The sequence below is a fragment of the Corynebacterium suranareeae genome (assembly GCF_002355155.1).
Lineage (GTDB): Bacteria > Actinomycetota > Actinomycetes > Mycobacteriales > Mycobacteriaceae > Corynebacterium > Corynebacterium suranareeae.
The window spans coordinates 3,110,842-3,129,804 of record NZ_AP017369.1 but is presented as its reverse complement, the minus strand read 5'-3'; the positions used below and the strand labels follow the sequence as shown (position 1 = coordinate 3,129,804).

Below are 18,963 nucleotides of genomic sequence, written 5' to 3'. Positions count from 1 at the left end.
ATGAGACAGTGATGCAGAAGAAACAACAGCTGACCACAGCTTTGATCATGGGGCTGGCGTTGTTGTCCGCAAGCTCCGCACTATCAACTGATATGTACTTACCTGCGATGCCTGGCATTGCAGAAGACTTAAATACCACTGCTCCGATGGTGCAGTTAACACTTTCTTCCTATATGGCAGGCATGGCTGTAGGGCAGTTAATTATCGGCCCGTTATCTGACCAACTAGGCAGAAAATCCCTGCTCGTGGCAGGTGCAGTAGCCGCGCTGGTGGCTAGTTTTGTGTGCGCGCTGGCGCCGTCGATAAGCGTCTTAATCATTGCCCGTCTGGTGCAAGGCCTTGGCGGCGGTGCTTGCGTAGTGATCGCGCGTGCGATTGTGCCTGATCTGGAACGCGGACAAAAAGCCGCACAAGCATTTGCGCTGTTGATGATTATTCAAGGAGTTGCCCCCGTGGTTGCTCCGCTCATCGGTGGAATGCTGGTTGGGCCATTCGGCTGGCGTGGAATTTTCTGGGCACTCGCTTTGATAAATCTTGCCCAACTGCTTGTTGCATCATTCCAAATTAAAGAATCGAAACCCGTCGAAGAACGCACCGCTGCGGGCCTGATGGGCATGTTATCTAACTACACTTTTGTGCTGAAAAACCCACAGTTTTTGGCCTATGTGTTTACCCTCGGCTTGTCCTTCGGCGCGATGTTTTCCTACATTTCCGCCTCTCCCTTTGTGCTTCAAAACCAAATGGGAATTCCGGTGCTGCTGTATTCCGTCATCTTTGGAGTCAACGCGTGCGGGCTCATCATTGGCGGAATGATCAATAGACGACTTTTGCGTAGCGTACATCCGCATCGCATCATGCAGTTCGTGCTCGCAAGCTTCACAGTATTGTGTGCAGTTTTATTGATTGAAGTGCTTGTTATTCACTGGACACCACTATTTTTGGTACTGCTTTTCCTACTTGTCTCACACATTCCAATGGTCATGGCCAATGCGACCGCCCTAGGAACTGAAGTAGTGCGCAGCAGAGCAGGATCAGGTTCCGCAATTTTAGGGTTTGTGCAGTTTGCCATGGGAGCTTTGGTTAGTTCATTGGTGGGATTAGGTTCCGACAAAGCAGTTTCCATGGCTTTTTCTATGACAGTGTGCGCCATTCTTGCATGTGGTTGCGCATACCTAGCTGGACGAAAAGGTGTTCCGGAAATGAAATAGGGGGTTTCCTGGTTGGCCCAGGTGGCCCAGGTGGCCCAGGTGGTTCGATTGTCCTGGTTGTCCTGGTTGTCCTGGTTGTCCTGGTTGTCCTGGCTATTTCGGCTGTTTCGGTGAAATTTAGCTTGAGGCGTTTATCGCTTGTTTAAAGCCTCGACTTTTTCGAATGAGTATTTGTATCGATAGGGCTTTGAAAACCTCTTAGAAGGGCTTCTGGGGAGGTGTGACCTTTCGGTTTCAAAGGCAAAATTCAAGACGGGCCAAACCAGCAGACCCAAAATCTTCAAAAACCGGGATGCTGGGTCTCTGTGTTTGGTATCGAGTGCGATAAACCAAACCAGGAGACCCAGGATTCCGAAAAACTTAAATGCTGGGTCTCTGTGTTTGGTCCCGGCGTGGTGCTGGCACATGAATGGCGTGTGTACGGCGGAATCGGGCCACGCATGGGTGACATTCGGGGTTCGTCGATCGATACTTCGGACTACCTCAATCCAAAGACCAAACTGGCGTGACAAAGATTTCAAATTTCAGGAATTATTGGCACGTATGTTTGGTTTGAGGTTTCTTAACCGGACAGGCGTGACAAGGATCTTCAAAAACATGGATTTTTGTCACGTATGTTTGGTTTCCTGATCAAGTGTCAAAAATCGGGCCAAGAGTCCTGAGGAAGTGCCCTCCCAGAATCGAACCTAAGGGCCGATCAGAGACCACGCTATACGAAAAATCCGGGCGCATTATTGCAGTGCTGAGGTCAAACGCATGACGTTGTCAACGTAGCGGCGTCGCCAGCTGCGCTGATTCCACCTTTCCAGAGTGAGTTCTTTGCTTGCGTCTCGGTAGCGGTCGGTGAGTGTGTTGAGTTCTTGGATGAGGTTGCCTTTGGCGATCATCAATGAGATTTCGTAGTTGAGGCCAAAGCTGCGGATATCGAGGTTGGAGGATCCGAGTACGGCGAGTGCTTCGTTGCCGTCGGTGTCGTGGGGGTCGGCGATCATGTACTTGGTATGGAGTACGTCGGGTTTGGGGAATTGGTAAATGCGGACGCCGGCTTCAAGGAGTGCCTGGTAGTAGGAGGATTGGGCGTGGTCGATGGCAAATTGGTCGGCTTGTTCAGAGACAAATAGTTCGACGGTTACTCCGCGGTAGCAGGCTGAGGTGACGGCTTCGAGGAGGGATTCGTCGGGGATGAAGTAGGGACTGCACAAAATGAGTCGTTCTTTGGCGTGGTGAACGATGGAGTTGAACATGCGCAGGTTGGGCTCGGTGGTGTAACCAGGGCCGGAGGGGATGAGCTGCACGAGGTTGGTCGCGGAATCTTTTTGAGTGTTGCCGATGTAGCCGTGGGCTTCTGCGTGGTCGCGGATGTCTAGTGCTTCGTTGGATTCGACGTACCAGTCTCCGGCGAAGATCATTTCCATGGAGGAGACGATGGGGCCGGACAGTTCCACCATGAGGTCTTTCCATTCGCGGCCTAGTTTGATGTTTTTGCGTTGCAGGTAGCTGGGTGCGATGAGGTTTTGGGAGCCCATGAAGCCGGTGTGGCCGTCGATGATGAGCATTTTTCGGTGGTTGCGCAGGTCAGGGCGTCGGAAGCGTAGGCGCCATGGTTGTAAGGGGAGCATGAGGTACCAAGCAAATCCCATGCGGTTGAGTTCTTTTTTCAGGCGTCGGTAGCCGGGGTATTTCCAGCTGCCGACGTGGTCGAAGAGTAAACGGACTTTAACGCCTCGGTTGTGGGCGTTTTCTAGTGCTGTGAAAAAAGGTTGGGTGTATTTATCCCAGGCCATGATGTAGATCTCGACGTGGATGTATTCTTCGGCTTCGTCGATGGCAGCGGTCATCCGTTTTAAGGATTCGCGGTAATCGGAGTAGAAGCCACAGTTCCCGCCGGTGACTGCGGGCATGCGGGTGAGCCTGCGGTTGAGTTTGATGACGGATTCTACTTCGGGGGAGACTTCCATGCCGTCGGGGACGTCGGGGACATCGTCGTGGACGTCTTCGATGAGGTCATTGACTTCTTGTTGGATGCGGTGTCGTCGCCTGTTGATGTACGGCGAGCCCATTAAGAGGAAGAGGGGGAGACCAACGTAGGGGAGTAGAAGAATCGCCAAGAGCCATGCGGTGGAGGAGCTGGGTCGGCGTCCTTCGGGTACATAGCCAATGGCGATGATCTTGATGGTGTAGTCGATGATCAAACCAACTGTTTGCCAAGACTCTAGGTTGATCTGCAAATTCATACGCAGCTACACCTTGTAATCAACAATGACTGGAGCGTGGTCTGATGCTCCGGTGCCGCTTCGTTCTTCAACATCAACGAAGGTGTCTCCAGCGGTTTTCGCCAATGCGGGGGAGGCAAGTTGGAAGTCAATGCGCATGCCTTCGCCTTTGAGGAAGCGTGCGCCTTTGTAATCCCAATACGTGTAAGTTCCTGGTCCTGGTGTGGTTTCTGTAAGTCCTGCTTCAATGAGGCCGTCGAAAGCAGCGCGCTCTGGTTCGGTGACGTGGGTTTTGCCTTCAAAGGCGGCGATATCCCACACATCGATATCGGTTGGTGCGATGTTGAAATCACCTAGGAGCACAAGTTTTTCATCAGGTCGGTATTCCAGGGTATCGATCACGTAGTTGCGCAGCGCGAAAAGCCAACGCAGTTTGTAGTCATAGTGAGGATCAGCGATTTCGCGGCCATTGGGAACGTACAGGCTCCACACCTGCACACCTCCGCAGCGGGCACCAATGGCACGCGCTTCAATGCTTTGTTCCTTGGTGATGTCTTTATTGAAACCTGGTTGGGATGGGAAATGGGTTTCTACATTTTCAATGCCAACGCGGGAAATAATAGCCACGCCGTTCCACTGGTTGAGCCCGAAGTGGGCAACTTCGTAGCCGATTTCTGTGAAACGTTCGGTGGGGAATTGCTCATCTTTGCATTTGGTTTCCTGCACCGCTAGAACATCAACATCATGGCGAAGCAAAAAATCCACCATTCGGTCCACACGAGTGCGAGCTGAGTTGACGTTCCAATTTACAATGCGCATGACTAATACCCTAGCTGTTTTGAATTTTAGAATTTCCGCTCGGCATAGCGGTGTCTGTGGTGTTCGCTGAAACCTAGTTTTTCATAAAGACCAATCCCGGCCTCATTATGGGCAACTACCTGCAAATATGCTTCCTCTGCGCCTTGTTCGGCGCCCCAGGCCTGAATGCGCGAGCCGAGCGCGGTGCCTAGCCCTTGGCGTCGATAAGCAGGAGCAACCTCGACCGCTGAATACCCTAAAAATATTCGCTCCTCCGCCGCCGTGATGGTCGCGCGCGTGATTGCCACGGTCTGCCCCGCCGGCGTGGTCAGGCGCCCAAACCCCATGCGGCCATCGATTTGCGTGCGCAAAAGCTCAAGGGCGTGCGCGGGCAACGCCTGTCCGCGGAAATGGTACATGTCCAGCCAATCCTGGTCCGGCTGCTTATCGACGCTAAACTCCAGTTCACCAACCATTTCGCGGGCCTCAATGTGCTCCAGGGATTTCGTCATCACCAAAATCTCTGGACCCATCACCCACTGCTTCGGATCGGCATCCACCATTTTTTGCGCAGGTCGGCCAATCCGTTCTGGAATGTGCACCTTTACTGGGAGATCATGCTGTGAATAAAACCGCGAAATCTCCTCCATAGGTACTGGCTCAAAACCCACACCGGGACCTAGCGGGGAAGCAGAATTAGAACGCTCCGCAATGCCATCTCCTGCACGCAACAACCAACCATCGTGCCACTCGTTGACAAGCCCTGGAAACGCTTTCGCCGTAGCCACTTCCACCGCGCGGATATCAGAATTCCTAATCGTGCGAGGCGATAAAATCTTTATCACCTCAAGCTGATCTGCGGGAATAACAATTTCCTTCGCATCAGAAGGCATACCGCCAACACTTTGCGGGCGCACCACCAACGGATCCAACCCAATCACATGGCCAATGACATCTGTCCAATGCACACTGGCACCAGGAATCCGGCGACGTGCAACAACACGATCACCAATGGCAGGTTTATGGCTCCGGAAACGAGGAAGACTAGGCGTCATGCCCGAAAGGATCCTCATCTTCACCAGGCATCCAAGTCAAACCAGGCTCAGTCCACCCATTAGCCTTAATTGCCTTCTTGGCCATGCGCTTCCACCGACCAATCAACACATCGGTGTACAAGAAACCATCAAGGTGGCCTACCTCATGCTGGAAACACCGAGCCAAGAAACCTTCTGCCTCGACAGAAACTTCCTCGCCCTTTTCATTTAAGCCAGTAACTTTTGCCCAGTGCGCGCGGCCGGTAGGGAAACCTTCGCCAGGAACAGACAGGCAGCCTTCCTCATCAGAGCCATCATCAGCAGGCATGGTCTCTGGAATTTCAGAAGTTTCCAACACCGGATTAATAAAGCATCCCTTGTGCATGACACCTTCATCATCTGGGCAGTCATACACAAAAATGCGCTTGGATACACCAATTTGGTTAGCAGCAAGGCCTACACCATTGGCAACATCCATGGTCTCATACATATCTGCAATCAGTTCCTGCAGTTCAGAGACATCCTCCGTAACAAGCTCAGTTGGGTTGTGGAGAACAGGGTCTCCATGAATAACGATTGGTCGGACAGTCATGGCAACATTCTATGCATGCTTTCCGCAGATGATTTAACCCTCCTCGAGTTTGAAGCTCATGCACCCCACGCAATCGGGGCTAAAGAGGAAGCCATACGCGCCACTTTTGGTATCTCACCGGTGCGTTATTACCAACGCCTCAACGTGATCATCGATACCCCCGAAGCAATGAAAGTGAATCCAACTTTGGTGTCCAGGCTACGACGTCGTGCCGGAAAGATAGACTAAAGCACATGACTTCGGACATGCAGAATTCTCCACAGCACTCAGCCACCCCAGAAGAAGAAAAGCAGGGCGGACTGCCCATGCGTGGCTTGGCCATGATCCTGATCGCCGTGGCTGTGCTGTTGGCAGCTTGGGCACTGTGGTCAATGCAGGGTAAAGACGATTCCACCTCCACTGCGTCAAGCACCGAACAAACCCAATCCACGCAAACAAACCCTGGAACCACAGGCTCGGTAGCAGCTAGTGAACCAGAAGCTGGTGCTGAAAGTTCGGAAGAGGCTGCGGAGAATGCATCGGAGGAAACAGCCGCTGACCCACAACCAGCAGGCAATGCTTCCACCCCAGTGAACACCTTGTACGTGCTCAACAACTCCACGGTTCCACAACTGGCAGCCCGCGTTGCAGACACCCTGAGCGGTGACTACCAGAATGTTGAATCCGGAAACCTTCCAGACACCATCATCCCGCAAAATACCGTCTACTTCACCGCAGGAAATGCAGAAGCAGAAAAAGCAGCACGCGAACTAGCTGATCGCGTTGGTGGCGTAGCCATGGAGCGCAGCGAAGTACTGCCAACCGAAACCGAAGGCCGTGACGCCATCGTGTTGGTACTAGTCCAAGACGTGGCGCTGTAGTTTTTGGCGTTGAAAGATTTTCAGCCAGATTTTAAGTCAGATGTTTAGGAGGCTCAGGCCATGGGCATAGAGTTTAAGCGTTCACCGCGACCCACCCTGGGCGTTGAATGGGAAATCGCACTTGTTGATCCAACAACCCGCGACCTCGCCCCACGCGCTGCAGAAATACTTGAGATAGTGGGTAAAAACCACCCCGAAGTACACCTGGAACGCGAATTCCTACAAAACACCGTCGAGTTAGTCACCGGCGTATGCGATACCGTTCCACAAGCAGTAGCAGAACTCTCCCATGATCTAGACGTCCTCAAAGAAGCAGCCGATGAACTAGGGCTTCGACTATGGACCTCAGGATCCCACCCATTTTCTGACTTCCGGGAAAACCCTGTTTCTGAAAAAGGCTCCTACGACGAGATCATCGCACGCACCCAATACTGGGGAAACCAAATGCTGATCTGGGGTATCCACGTTCACGTGGGCATCAGCCACGAGGACCGAGTCTGGCCAATCATCAACGCCTTGCTCACCAACTACCCCCATATCTTGGCCCTTTCTGCAAGCTCACCGGCCTGGGATGGACTAGATACTGGCTACGCATCCAACCGCACCATGCTGTATCAACAGCTACCCACCGCCGGATTGCCCTACCAATTCCAAAGCTGGGATGAATGGTGCAGCTACATGGCTGACCAAGACAAATCCGGTGTTATCAACCACACCGGCTCCATGCACTTTGATATCCGCCCTGCATCTAAGTGGGGAACCATTGAAGTCAGAATTGCTGATTCCACCTCAAACCTGAGGGAACTTTCTGCCATAGTGGCGCTAACCCACTGCCTTGTTGTGCACTATGACCGCATGATTGATGCAGGTGAAAAACTCCCCACTCTGCAGCAATGGCACGTTGCTGAAAACAAATGGCGAGCAGCCCGCTACGGACTTGATGCCGAGATCATCATTTCCACAGACACCGACGAAGCAATGGTTCAAGATGAACTGCGCCGACTTGTATCCCGATTAACCCCCTTGGCCAGGGAACTCGGCTGCGTCCGTGAACTAGAACTCGTTTTGGAGATTTTGGAGCGCGGCGGTGGATACGAACGCCAACGCAACGTATTCAAAAAAACCGGAGACTGGAAAGCTGCCGTTGATCTCGCATGCGATGAACTCAACGACCTTAAAGCATTGGACTAATCCGTGGAACAAACATTTGAATCCAAACACATCATCTTCATCCCCGAATCACAACAAATGCCCGATGTGTTTACCGATGTGGTCAATGAACTTCCATCAGGCCTCGGGCTGAAACCCCGCATCGTGCCCTGGAGTGGCTCTGTGTCCCAAGGTGTCAAAGCAGTGGAATCCATCCTCGACCGCGAAGAAATCCGCCGAGTAATTTTGGTCGGTGCGGGTACTGGCGCAGGCGTAGCTTTAACCATTGCTCAAAACCAACCGCGCCGGGTGGAACGCCTAGTACTCGATTCACCTTTAGTCAGTTTCGATGACAAACAACTAAAAAGCATGAGTACCGCTTTGAAAATCATGCCGGGGTTTCTCTTTAGGAAAAAGAACAAAAAGGATCTCCTGCAGCAAGTAGAAGAAGCCCGTGCAACCACACCGCCACAGTTTTCTGATGTCACAGCACCCACGTTGATCATTAAAGGCTCATCCAAGAAAGCGACAATTGGAGAAGACCTCGCTATACCGGGGGCACAGACCTCGGTGATTAACGGCGCAGGTTGGCTGACGTTTACTACTCACGGCCGTCAAACTGGTGCTGCGATTGCGGAGTTCTTATCTCAGTAGGTTATGCGCGGGTCGATTTGATGGTTCGCCGATTCTTCGCTGTGGCATGGCATGGGGCTAGTAGGCATGGGAGCACACACAGGTGTTCCAGTTTTGGATTTTGAGATCCAATCTGGACCAAGCTTCATGTCAAAAACTTGGGGTCCTGAACAACCCGATAAATTTCCCTTATGGTCGACCCACGGTAAAAGCACACATTTTGTCCCTTAACCTAAAAATGTTCCCCTAGTCAAAAGGTTAGAGGGAGCAATTTGTTATTTGGAGGACTTTGGTGTGGTGCTATTTTTTCGGGTCTGAAGGAAACCAAATTCTGGTTTAGGGAAATTCTTAAAATACTGCTCAGGATTATCACGTAAGAGTTTAACCCGATCAGAATACAGAGCATCTGTAGTTTTTCTTCTACTACTCATGCTTAATTCCTTTCCGGAACAGGCGATTTTCAAATCCCATTGTTGCACATGGTTGACCCAATTATCTCAAAGGAATTCCAATTGCATCTTTATCTACGATCAAGGTAGCAGATATTATTCCTGTCAGAAAGCCTAAAAGGTCTACGTCTAATTCAGTAATATCGCCAGGCAATGGAGCATTGATAGTTAATACCCCTCCATCGTTAAAAGACGGGGCCGGTACTTTGAAAAGTCATACCTCCTCAGGAGCGCTTTTGAGAGGTTTTCAAGGCCTCACGCATACCGAACTTATCCAGAAAATCCGAGGCTTTAAACAAGCGATAATCGCCCCACCCCGGTGGCTCGACATGGATCTTTTTAGTTTTGACTTCTGTTTTCTCGGATGATTGCTGCTAAAAAGACAATGACGCCAATTGTCGCTATCACAAGCCCGACGCCTTGCCAGGTGAGTATCCAAGCAGGCGTGTTTGTTACTTCGCCTGCGGTCTCCGAGATTCGGTAGTGGACACCAGACGCAACAACTGAAGCTATGAAGATGATTGCACCGAGAATGGCAACTATGGTTCCAATCTTTAACATCAGGTGCTCCTTGAATTCTCTCGGATGTCGAGCCAATCAATCCGAGCCAATCAATCCGAGCCAAGCATATTGGCCGATTCACACCATATTTTGCCACCGGCTTCGTGCCCACTTCACCAAACAAAAAGGGGCCCTTTGCCGGTCTTTAGAGCCTATTTAACGTCTATCTCTAAAACCCGGAAAGAGGCCCGTGCGCGCGATGATCTTTAAGGTTTTTTCGGTTTCAACTCTGCTGGTGCTTGGTTGTCCGACATATCATCCTTGGCTCCGTAAAGTCCTTCACGCCTGGATACACGGCCGACACGTTGGGCGGTTACTGGGCTGGTCAGCAACGCGAACAGTACGAGCAGTACCAGCACACCGAGATCGCTTCGTTGGGATTGATCAAAGTGTTCATGGCCCAAAATGCGGATGATGGCACCCACAACGGTAAGGATTAGTCCCGTTGTTTGAGGCTTAGTCATGGAGTGGACTCTAGACATGGTGTCTTTGAAGCGCACGAGACCGATCGATGCGGAAAATGACAAGAATGCACCGCTGAGAATCAGCACGAGAGAGACAATATCGGTGAATAGTTGGAGATCCATTTTTTAAGCACCATCCCTCTTGCGGAAGCGGGCGACTGAGACTGAGCTGATGAATCCCAACAGTGCGATAACCATCATGAAGTTGGAAACGGTGGTGTCCAGTGTCCAGCAGATGTAGGTTGCCATGGAGCATTGGATCATGGAGACGGTTCCATCAAGGCCGAGCAGGCGGTCGATGGAGTTGGGGCCAACCACGATGCGGTAGATGGTGAAGATGAACGACAGCATGAAAAAGGCAGCTGCGATAGTTAAGCCTGCTGTGTAAAGGGTGGAATCCATCGCTTAGCTCCTTTCAAAGGTGTGGATCAGGTTGCTTTCTAGGTCGGCAACGTTTTGGATTTCGCGGCGTATGTCTTCTTCGTTGTCGGCGTCTAGTACGTGAATGGTCCACATTCTATTGGCGATGTCGATGTCGGTGACAGTTCCGCCTGGCTGCAGGTTGTACAGCACGGTGGCAAATGACAAAACTAAATCGTTTTGCACACGCATGGGAACTTGAAGAATTGCGGTGCGTGGTGGGTCAGCTGGCCGAAGTGCCAGCCAAGCTACTTTGACGGAGGCTACCGCGAGGTCTTTCACCCAGGTCAAAAGCAGTAGGATGAGTGATCCCCAGCGAATGGAAATATTTTCAATGGGCATTGCTGGAAGTGGGAGGAACAGCACAATTGCGCTGGCAACAAGGAATCCGCCGACAAAGTTAGCCCAGGTAAATTCCGCCATGAGCATTACCCACATCAAAGTGAGGATGATGATGAATATGGGCCGGAATCGGCGTTTGAATCCGCTCATCATGGTTGTTCCTCCGTTCCGTTGGCACCTACGCGGTGGTTGATGTCATCGCGGTTGGCGTCGTAACGCTCCATTTCTAGGGTGCGTGAAGGCTCTAAGTAGTTGGGGCCAAGCACTGCGGTGCGGTAGATATTTACATCTTGTGCGGATTCTGCGGCGCGTCCGGTGATAGAAGATAGTGGTCCGGCCAGTACAGATACAGCAAGCGATGCAGAGACCAGCACTGCGGTGGACATGACCATGCCCCAAGGCATCCGTCCCACATCGTCGCGGTCTTTGACAGCAACTTCGTCTTGAACATCAACGAGTGGTGCTGGCCTTGCTAGAGCGGTTGCACCATCTGGGGCGTCTTTGCGGTCGCGCCAAAAGGCCTTGGACCAGACCAACACCATGGTGTACAGGGTGAGCAGGGAAGTAATGACAGCTCCGGCGATAAGTACCCATGCCAGCCAGCCACCATCTTGGGCACCGGCTTCAATGAGCATGATTTTGCCCAGGAATCCGGAAAATGGTGGGATTCCGCCCAAGTTGATGGCGGGAATGAAGTACAAGATGGCTAGCAGCGGGGAAATATAGGCAAGGGATCCAAGTCGGCGCAGTGATGAGGAACCGGCTTGGCGTTCGATAAGTCCAACAACCAGGAACAGGGAGGTCTGGACCAAAATGTGGTGGATCGCGTAGAAGATCGCACCGGAAAGACCTTGTGCTGATCCTAAAGCCACGCCGAAGATCATGTAGCCGATGTGGCTGACAAGCGTAAATGACAATAAACGCTTGATATCGTTCTGGGCCATCGCACCCAAAATACCTATCAGCATGGTGGCTAGTGCTACCCACATGAGCATAGTGTCTAGGGATCCGTCGGTGAAGATGATGGAGCGCGCTCGAATGATGGAGTACACACCAACCTTGGTCAAAAGGCCTGCGAACACTGCAGTAACCAGCGATGGTGCGGTGGGGTAGGAGTCCGGCAACCAAGAATCCAGTGGGAATACTGCGGCTTTAATACCGAAAGCCACCAACAGGACTGCGAAAATCGCGGACCGGGTACCGGATGGCACGTCTTCCATGCGCAATCCAATGTGCGCCATATTTAAGGTTCCTACTGATGCATAGACCATGGCAAGCCCAAAGAGGAACACCATCGATGATGCCATGGACACCATCACATAACCTACGCCTGAACGCACACGCGCAGGCGACGCCCCCAAGGTCAGCAGTACATACGATGCCACCAGCAGCACTTCGAAACCAACGTAGAGGTTAAACAGATCGCCAGCGAGAAACGCTAGGTTTACACCCATGGACAAAAGCAGGTAGGTAGGCAGGAACACCGCAACCGGTTCGTCCTTGCCGCCGTCGCGAATACCCTGGCTAATGGCGTACCACATGACGGAAAACAGCACGATGGAACTTACCGTCAGCATGGATACTGAAAGCCGGTCTGCTACAAGCGTGATACCAATGGGCGCATCCCAGCCGCCCATTTGCAAAGTTTGAATACCTTCGCGGTCAACCACGTACAGCATGGAGGCATTCAGACCGATCAGAAACAGCAGTACCGCCATGGTGATGGTGCGCTGAGCAGTCAGATACTTGGACAAAATCAGGGCCAACGCCGCTGCTACTGCCGGCAAAATTACGGGCAGCGGAACCATGTAAGGGATCAGCGGGACGAGAGTTTCGTACAAACTAGTCATCCTTATCTCCCTTTAGTGGTGCTTCGAAGGACTCTGGGCCAAACTCATCACCGTCTGAGGTCATGCGGCCAGTCTCAGGGTCATCGGACGCATCGTGGTCAGGGGCAGCAGAAGCCAGGGTTGGTCGGACAGTAATTGCAACGTCCTCGGTGTCATCTTCAATAAAGTCCTCGGTGCGGTAACGGTACTGGCGGTATGCAAGTGACAGCATAAAGCCGGTCAGAGCCATGGAAATCACGATTGCAGTCAGGATCATGGCTTGGGCAAGGGGGTCGGCGATTTTCTCGCCGTAGATTTCGCTTTCGCGGTGCAAAATTGGTGGTGATCCAGCAGAGCCACCGGCGACAAGAATCAGGACGTTGGCGCCGTTGCCGATCAGCATCAATCCCATAATCATTTTGGTCATTGCGCGATCAAGCAGCAGATACACACCTGCGGCCACGAGCGTTCCGGCTGCTAGAAGCAGGAAAAGATTGGCAACCATGTGTTATTTTCCTTCCTGCTTAATGCGCTTTGTGCTTATCGACGTTTCGTTCTCACCGTTTTCAGCCACCGGCTCGGTGTCTGCTCCGGGAGGCCGAATCGTAGGCATTTGGCGTGCAGATTTTTCATTTGACCTGCGAGCACCCACGGTTGCTGCTTCTCGACGCTGGTTGCGCGCCAAGCGGCGCGCACGGTCACGAGCACGCTGCTTACGCATTTCCTCATCGCGGTCGAGCTGGCCGCCCAGGCTGTTGAGGATGTGCATGGTCAATCCGATCACGATGAGGTAAACGCCGAGGTCAAAGATCAACGCGGATGCAATGTGGATATCACCAATGAGTGGCAAGGTGAGATCCCAAATGTGGGAGGTTAATGGTGGTTCACCCAACAGCACCATTGGCCAAAGCAGCGCTACTGCAGAGACCGACAGTCCAGTGCCGAGGATTCTGCCAGCATCAACTGGCAGGGCTTCTTCTAGTTCTTCACGTCCACCGGCGAGGTAACGCAGGGAGAACGCCAATGATGCCACAAGACCACCGGCGAAACCGCCACCGGGTGCGTTGTGTCCAACGAAGAAGAAGTACACCGACAACATCATCATGGCTGGGAAGAGGATACGTGTTGCTACATCAACCATGAGGGAACGGTTCTGTGCACGTTCTGTATCAACAGCAGCAGCCAACCAACGACGCCCAGTGGTTGCCAAGGTGGGCCTGCGAGAATCCTTGCGGAAACTTCTGTTTCGGTAGACCAGGGAGGCAATACCGGTGGCAGCAATCACCAGAACAGAGATCTCACCGAAGGTATCAAAACCACGCAGATCCACCAGCAACACGTTGACGGTGTTTGCTCCATGGCCGATCTCATATGCCAAATCTTGCATGTACACCGAGATTGGTTGAGCAGTACGCGCATTCATGGCGAAGATAGTGATGATCACTACAGACAGTCCCGTTGCAGCAGCAAGCCAGGCACGTGCGCGAGACTGCTTTGGTTCTGGTTTCCACGCGACTTCTGTGGGCATCTTGCGCAGCACAAGCATGAACACAACCATGATGATGGTTTCCACCAGCACCTGAGTCAGTGCCAGATCAGGTGCGCCGTGGAGGGCGAAAATGACCGCGATGCCATAGCCGGTAACACCCACCAAAATCAACGCAGAAAGGCGATTGTCCATGGTGGTTGCCACAATGGCCACCACGATGATGATCGCTGCGATGAACCCTTGCACTGGGGTATCCCAGAGCTCCATGCGCACCACATTGCGTTCGCCAGTAATCAACGCGATCAACGGTACTAATGCAAGCACGAAGAAAATCACACCGATGTTCAAGGTCAATGAACCACGCTGTGTGGATGCAGTCAGGCGGTGGGACAGCACGCGCAATCCGTCCAGGATCGCATCATAGGCGGTATCGGCGCTACCAAATGCTGCGGTATTTGGACGCAGACGTTCAACGGTGGCACGTTCCCAGAAGATAATAAATCCAGAAATAATGATCACCACTGACAACAGCAGCGGCACATTCAATCCGTGCCACAGCGCCAGGTAGGTATGCGCCTCATCATGCGATGGCGTCACATTGTCTAAGTGGGTAACAATCGCTTCGGAGACCGGCTTGGGGAATACACCAAAAGAAACCGTGAGGATTGCCAAGATAACTGGCGCGATCCACAGCTTGAACTTCACTGGGTGCATGGATGCAACCGCTGGTGAAACACCGTTGGTCTCTGGGAACTTGGAGTGTTTGGTGGCAAAAGCCTCGTAAAGGAAGTAGCAGGAATATGCCATGGTGAAAATCGAACCCAACACGATTCCAGCTAGCATCAACCGTCCTGGCATACCGTGCAGCATTTGTTCATTGAGCACGGCGTCTAATGCAGTTTCTTTGGCAATGAACCCAAACAGCGGTGGAATACCTGCCATCGAAGCAGCTGAAATGGCTGCGACTACAAAAAGTACTGGGATCTTGCGCCACAAACCAGATAGCTTATTGATATCGCGCGTACCTGTGGTGTGGTCAATCGCGCCGACGATCATAAACAGCGTTGCTTTGAACAACGAGTGCGCAACGGTAAGAGCAAGGCCTGCAAGCAAAGCCTCACGAGTACCGATTCCCACCACGGAAATAATAAAACCAAGCTGGGAGACCGTACCGTAGGCAAGGATCAACTTGAGATCCTTTTGGCGCAGCGCCATCCAACCGCCCATGATCATGGTCAGCATGCCAAGCGGAATGATAATCAGGTACCACGAACCCACCACGTTCAAGTCGGGAGATAGGCGTGCAACCAGGTAGATACCAGCTTTCACCATCGCCGCAGAGTGCAGGTATGCAGAGACTGGGGTAGGTGCGGCCATTGCGCCAGGAAGCCAGAAGTGGGTTGGTGCAATGGCTGATTTGGACAAAGCACCCGCCAGAATCAGTGCGGCTGCTGTAGCGATATATGGCACATCAGCCCACGAACCTGAGTATGCGGGAATATCAGAGAATTTCCACACGCCTGCTTGGGTTCCCACCAAAATGATGCCCACCAGCATGGATAGTCCACCCAAGGTGGTGACCATGAGGGCTTGGCCAGCAGAGCGCCTGGATGATGCACGCTCGCCGTAGTAGCCGACCAAAAGGAAGGATAAAACGGACGTGATTTCCCAGAAGACGTACATCAACAGGATGTTGTCTGAAATAACCAAACCAAACATCGCCATGGCGAAGGCGACGAGTTCTGCGCCGAAGGCGCTGAGGCGGCCCGGGTTGGAGTCAAAATAACCCCAACAATAAAGAAGCACTAACGCGCCGACACCCAGGACGATCAATGAGAATAGCGCCGCAAGGGAGTCCATGCGGAAATCAATGTCTAGGTGTGCGGAAGGCATCCACTCATAGTGAAGACTCAGCGCGCCCCCATCTTTGAAGGTGCCTTTAATGAACTCTGTGAGCACCCAGAAGAAACCGGTGGCAGGGATGAGTGCCAAAAGTCCAAATGCTGGACGGCCAAGAGTTCGGATTAAAGCGGGGGCGACTACTGCGGCTGCAGTGAGCGCGAGAAAAAGAATGAGCACGTGTTCTCCAGTTCCCCTTTGCGCGTGTTGGATTTATTCTGGAGCCACACCAAACAGCAACGCCAACGTGTGTGCTACCCCCAGCTAGCAACACACATCGATTTTTTTGAAATAAAGAAACCTAGTCTGTCAACCGAGAAACACATTTAAAGCTCAGTCGGCGTCGCACAGGGCGCGACCAATACAGAGGGCAGTCTACCTGTGTCTTGACTGAGATCCCAATGGAATTTTGAATTGCACTGTATATATAAGGGTCTGTTGCGCGAAGTTGAAACCAGTTGTTCCAGGTCAAAGGTATTTTGGTGGATTTTTTGAACTTTCCTGGAAAATAGTTGATTCCCCGGTGCAGTGAGGGCACCCGGGGAATCAAAAGAAAGCGTTGCTTAACCGTATAGGAGGTGGGCTGCGGAGCTCATTGCGGAAGCTGCAGATTGCTCAGGGTTACCGCCAAAGCCCATTGCCCAGGTGCGGGAAACGTTGTTGCAGGTGTAGATGAAGGTGACGGTTGCTTCAAAGATGTCGAATTGGTGGAATTCGAGGATTTCAACGCGACGGCCGGCGTCGGCAAGCAAATTTGTGCATGCGGAGACCGGGCCTGTTGCCATGATCTGAGCGTCGGTGGTGGTGCGCTCGCCCTGGTTGTTGTTGATTAGGGTGGCGGTGAAGTGGAACATGCCACCACGGCGTGCGGAGGATTCTAAGTTGCTGATGCGTAGGTTGCCGGTTGGGGCATAAGTGTTGGTGAAGGTGCGCCATTCCATGCCGCGTGCTTCCTCGCGGAGTCCGCGTGGCAGTTGGTGGCCGAAGCGTGCGCGGAAGGGGTCATCAGCGTAAATCCGTGGCTCTGCCTGGATTGGTTCCATGGTGTGGTTGCGAGTTTGTTCGCGGCGGAACTCGACGATGGTGGAGCGACGGGTGCTTTGGGTATAGGTGTAGAGAGACATTGACACGGTCCTTTGCGTCTGAAAAAAGAGGGGAGGATCGATCTTCTCTGGATATGGAAAAGATGGGTGTGAAAGATCCTGTTAGGTGGAGGACCGACTCTTAAGCTTCTTGGTGTTGATTAACGACTACTTCCCTAGTGCGGGGAGCCAGTCCTTCTATCCCGCAGTAGGGTACGTAGCCTTGGCTACTCGCTTAAGGTCAATGTTTTTAGTCACGTTGGCTATGGTAACCGTCGTCACAAAGTGAATCAAGACACTCTTTTTGAGCAATGAAAAAACCACCCCATTAGGGGGTGGTTAATTCTGTGAAGATTGCTTTGTTAATTCCCGGTTCGGGGTCTACTTAGCATAGTTGAGCAGGAACAATGCCTCGGCTGTGGCGATATCACGAATCTCATTGGGGTCAACAGATTCATTAGCGGAGTGGATAACGGTGAGTGGTTCCTCCACGCCATAAAGCGCTAATTCTGCCTTTGGGTTGATCTCAATTAACTCAGTGCACAGTGGAATGGATCCACCGCTGCCCTCAGTGACAAGATCCTTGCCGTCGTAGGCGACACTGAGGCACGACGCCAGAGTGGACATTGCAGGGCCGGTGATATCGGTGGAGAAAGGCTGATTGATGTCATCGATATCTACCGTGATCTTTGCTCCCCATGGAGTGTGCTTGATCAGGTGATCCTTCAGCTTCTGTGCCACCTCGTTTGCTTCAAGCCCTGCTGGGACTCGAAGGTTGAGCTTGGCCGATGCGGTCGCTGGAACAGCATTGAGTGCCTCTGCCACCGGGGTAGAGGTAAATCCAGTGATGGAAATAGCAGGCCTTGACCACAGCATGCTTGCTGGGTTGTCGCCGTCGCCCATGATCTCTACACCATCCAAAATTCCGGCATCGCTGCGGAAAGTTTCTGGATCATACGGCTCGCCTTCCCAATTCGCGGTGGTGTTAACACCATCAATGACGGTGCGGCCATGCTCATCGCGCAAGGTGTCTAGAACACGAACGAGCGCAGCAACAGCATCAGGAGCAGCACCGCCATATTGGCCGGAGTGCACTGCGCCTTCAAGTGTGTTCACCGTGACGGTGACCTGGCCGCCACCTCGCAGGGTCGTGGTTAATGTTGGGGTGCCCACTGCTGCGTTTCCGCTGTCGGCAATGAGGATGACATCGGCGTCGAAAAGCGAAGGCTTGTCCTTGATGAGCGCGCTGAGTGCTCCGCCTCCCATTTCCTCTGAGCCTTCGACGACGTAGGTGAGGTTGAGGTCAGTGTTTCCGCTGGCTTCCACAGCGCGAAGAGCGGCGAGGTGCATAACCAAATTGCCCTTGCAGTCCGCAGCGCCTCGTCCGTACCAGCGTGTTCCATGGCCCGCATCGCGCTCGGTGAGTTCAAAAGGATTGGTGTCCCACAGATCAAGCGGGCCGGAAGGAACAACATCAAAGTGGCTGTACAGCAGGACTGTGGGAGCGCCTTCAGTGCCCTTTCGGGTGGCAATGAAGTTGGTGGTTCCATCTTCTGCGGGGAATTCGCTGACAGATAGACCAGCATCGCTCAGGGTTGATTTAACCCAATCTTTTGCACCTGCATAATCGTCTAACAGGTTGGGGTCGCTGTGCACGGAGTTGAAGGAAACGATCTCTTTCAACTGGGTAAAGATCTGCTCGCGTTGGCTTTCGATGTTTGCTTTAAGTTCTTGCACATTTTCGAATTGGGTCATGCTTTTCCACCTTATATACGAAAAGCCACCAAGTTACGGAAAGGATCATAAAAACCGCTATTTTTGCAGGTGTAGCAGGTGAAAGCGCAAAGCGGTACGCAGGAGGTGTTCGAAAAAATTTACAGTCTATGTGGATTAAGGCGCGTGGCGTGTCCACCCCGTGAGTTATATTAGGCAAACAAGAAA

General features: G+C 52.4%; 19 protein-coding genes. 6 read left to right on the top strand and 13 right to left on the bottom strand.

The genetic code is table 11. The annotated features are described in order from the left end of the window. The first annotated feature begins 11 nt into the window (after positions 1–11). Together N24_RS14400 and N24_RS14395 are read left to right on the top strand one after the other, a co-directional pair. Complete coding sequence (locus tag N24_RS14400) at positions 12–1,208, top strand: multidrug effflux MFS transporter (protein ID WP_096458608.1); 1,197 nt, start codon at positions 12–14, stop codon at positions 1,206–1,208. 305 nt (positions 1,209–1,513) lie between these two features. Next, positions 1,514–1,717 (top strand): hypothetical protein, encoded by a 204-nt coding sequence (locus N24_RS14395; protein WP_096458605.1) that lies wholly within the window; start codon positions 1,514–1,516, stop codon positions 1,715–1,717. A 222-nt stretch (positions 1,718–1,939) separates the two neighbouring features. On the opposite strand, the gene cls is transcribed toward N24_RS14395, so the two are convergent. From cls to N24_RS14375, 4 genes are read right to left on the bottom strand one after another with little or no spacing between them, the layout of a single operon-like run. Then, positions 1,940–3,442, bottom strand: coding sequence for a cardiolipin synthase (gene cls / locus N24_RS14390; RefSeq protein ID WP_096458602.1), 1,503 nt, complete (start codon positions 3,440–3,442; stop codon positions 1,940–1,942). A gap of 6 nt (positions 3,443–3,448) precedes the next feature. Continuing rightward, positions 3,449–4,240, bottom strand: a complete 792-nt coding sequence (locus N24_RS14385; protein ID WP_096458600.1) for an exodeoxyribonuclease III — start codon at positions 4,238–4,240, stop codon at positions 3,449–3,451. A gap of 26 nt (positions 4,241–4,266) precedes the next feature. Then, on the bottom strand, positions 4,267–5,274 hold the full coding sequence (locus N24_RS14380; RefSeq protein WP_096458597.1) for an N-acetylglutamate synthase, CG3035 family: 1,008 nt from the start codon (positions 5,272–5,274) through the stop codon (positions 4,267–4,269). Next, the gene (locus tag N24_RS14375; RefSeq protein WP_096458594.1) at positions 5,264–5,845 is read right to left on the bottom strand and encodes a peptide deformylase; all 582 of its coding nucleotides are present in this window, start codon (positions 5,843–5,845) and stop codon (positions 5,264–5,266) included. The genes N24_RS14380 and N24_RS14375 overlap by 11 nt, the downstream gene beginning before the upstream one ends. A gap of 15 nt (positions 5,846–5,860) precedes the next feature. Between N24_RS14375 and N24_RS14370 the strand changes: the two genes are divergently transcribed. From N24_RS14370 to N24_RS14355, 4 genes are read left to right on the top strand one after another with little or no spacing between them, the layout of a single operon-like run. After that, positions 5,861–6,073, top strand: coding sequence for a DUF3263 domain-containing protein (locus N24_RS14370; RefSeq protein WP_003853699.1), 213 nt, complete (start codon positions 5,861–5,863; stop codon positions 6,071–6,073). A gap of 5 nt (positions 6,074–6,078) precedes the next feature. Further along, positions 6,079–6,705 carry a LytR C-terminal domain-containing protein gene (locus tag N24_RS14365; protein WP_096458591.1) on the top strand — a complete coding sequence of 209 codons (627 nt, stop codon included), beginning with the start codon at positions 6,079–6,081 and terminating at the stop codon, positions 6,703–6,705. Positions 6,706–6,765: 60 nt separating this feature from the next. Further along, entirely contained in the window at positions 6,766–7,896 is a 1,131-nt protein-coding gene (locus tag N24_RS14360) for a glutamate--cysteine ligase (protein WP_096458588.1), read from the top strand. A 3-nt stretch (positions 7,897–7,899) separates the two neighbouring features. After that, positions 7,900–8,508, top strand: coding sequence for an alpha/beta fold hydrolase (locus tag N24_RS14355; protein WP_231911030.1), 609 nt, complete (start codon positions 7,900–7,902; stop codon positions 8,506–8,508). Between the two features lie 767 nt (positions 8,509–9,275). Here N24_RS14355 and N24_RS14350 read toward each other — a convergent pair. From N24_RS14350 to N24_RS14310, 9 genes are all read right to left on the bottom strand, one after another. Continuing rightward, on the bottom strand, positions 9,276–9,497 hold the full coding sequence (locus N24_RS14350) for a hypothetical protein (protein ID WP_096458585.1): 222 nt from the start codon (positions 9,495–9,497) through the stop codon (positions 9,276–9,278). A gap of 206 nt (positions 9,498–9,703) precedes the next feature. After that, entirely contained in the window at positions 9,704–10,084 is a 381-nt protein-coding gene (locus tag N24_RS14345; RefSeq protein ID WP_096458582.1) for a monovalent cation/H(+) antiporter subunit G, read from the bottom strand. A gap of 3 nt (positions 10,085–10,087) precedes the next feature. Beyond that, positions 10,088–10,363, bottom strand: coding sequence for a monovalent cation/H+ antiporter complex subunit F (locus N24_RS14340; RefSeq protein ID WP_096458579.1), 276 nt, complete (start codon positions 10,361–10,363; stop codon positions 10,088–10,090). 3 nt (positions 10,364–10,366) lie between these two features. Beyond that, positions 10,367–10,876, bottom strand: a complete 510-nt coding sequence (locus N24_RS14335) for a Na+/H+ antiporter subunit E (RefSeq protein ID WP_096458576.1) — start codon at positions 10,874–10,876, stop codon at positions 10,367–10,369. Continuing rightward, complete coding sequence (locus N24_RS14330) at positions 10,873–12,573, bottom strand: Na+/H+ antiporter subunit D (protein WP_167382132.1); 1,701 nt, start codon at positions 12,571–12,573, stop codon at positions 10,873–10,875. Before N24_RS14330 ends, N24_RS14335 begins: the two co-directional genes overlap by 4 nt. Then, entirely contained in the window at positions 12,566–13,057 is a 492-nt protein-coding gene (locus tag N24_RS14325; RefSeq protein WP_096458573.1) for a Na(+)/H(+) antiporter subunit C, read from the bottom strand. Before N24_RS14325 ends, N24_RS14330 begins: the two co-directional genes overlap by 8 nt. Before the next feature lie 3 nt (positions 13,058–13,060). Next, positions 13,061–16,120 (bottom strand): Na+/H+ antiporter subunit A, encoded by a 3,060-nt coding sequence (locus N24_RS14320; protein WP_096458570.1) that lies wholly within the window; start codon positions 16,118–16,120, stop codon positions 13,061–13,063. A gap of 383 nt (positions 16,121–16,503) precedes the next feature. Further along, entirely contained in the window at positions 16,504–17,064 is a 561-nt protein-coding gene (locus N24_RS14315; protein ID WP_096458567.1) for an acetyl-CoA acetyltransferase, read from the bottom strand. Between the two features lie 339 nt (positions 17,065–17,403). Further along, positions 17,404–18,777, bottom strand: a complete 1,374-nt coding sequence (locus N24_RS14310; RefSeq protein WP_096458564.1) for a dipeptidase — start codon at positions 18,775–18,777, stop codon at positions 17,404–17,406. Positions 18,778–18,963 lie beyond the last annotated feature (186 nt).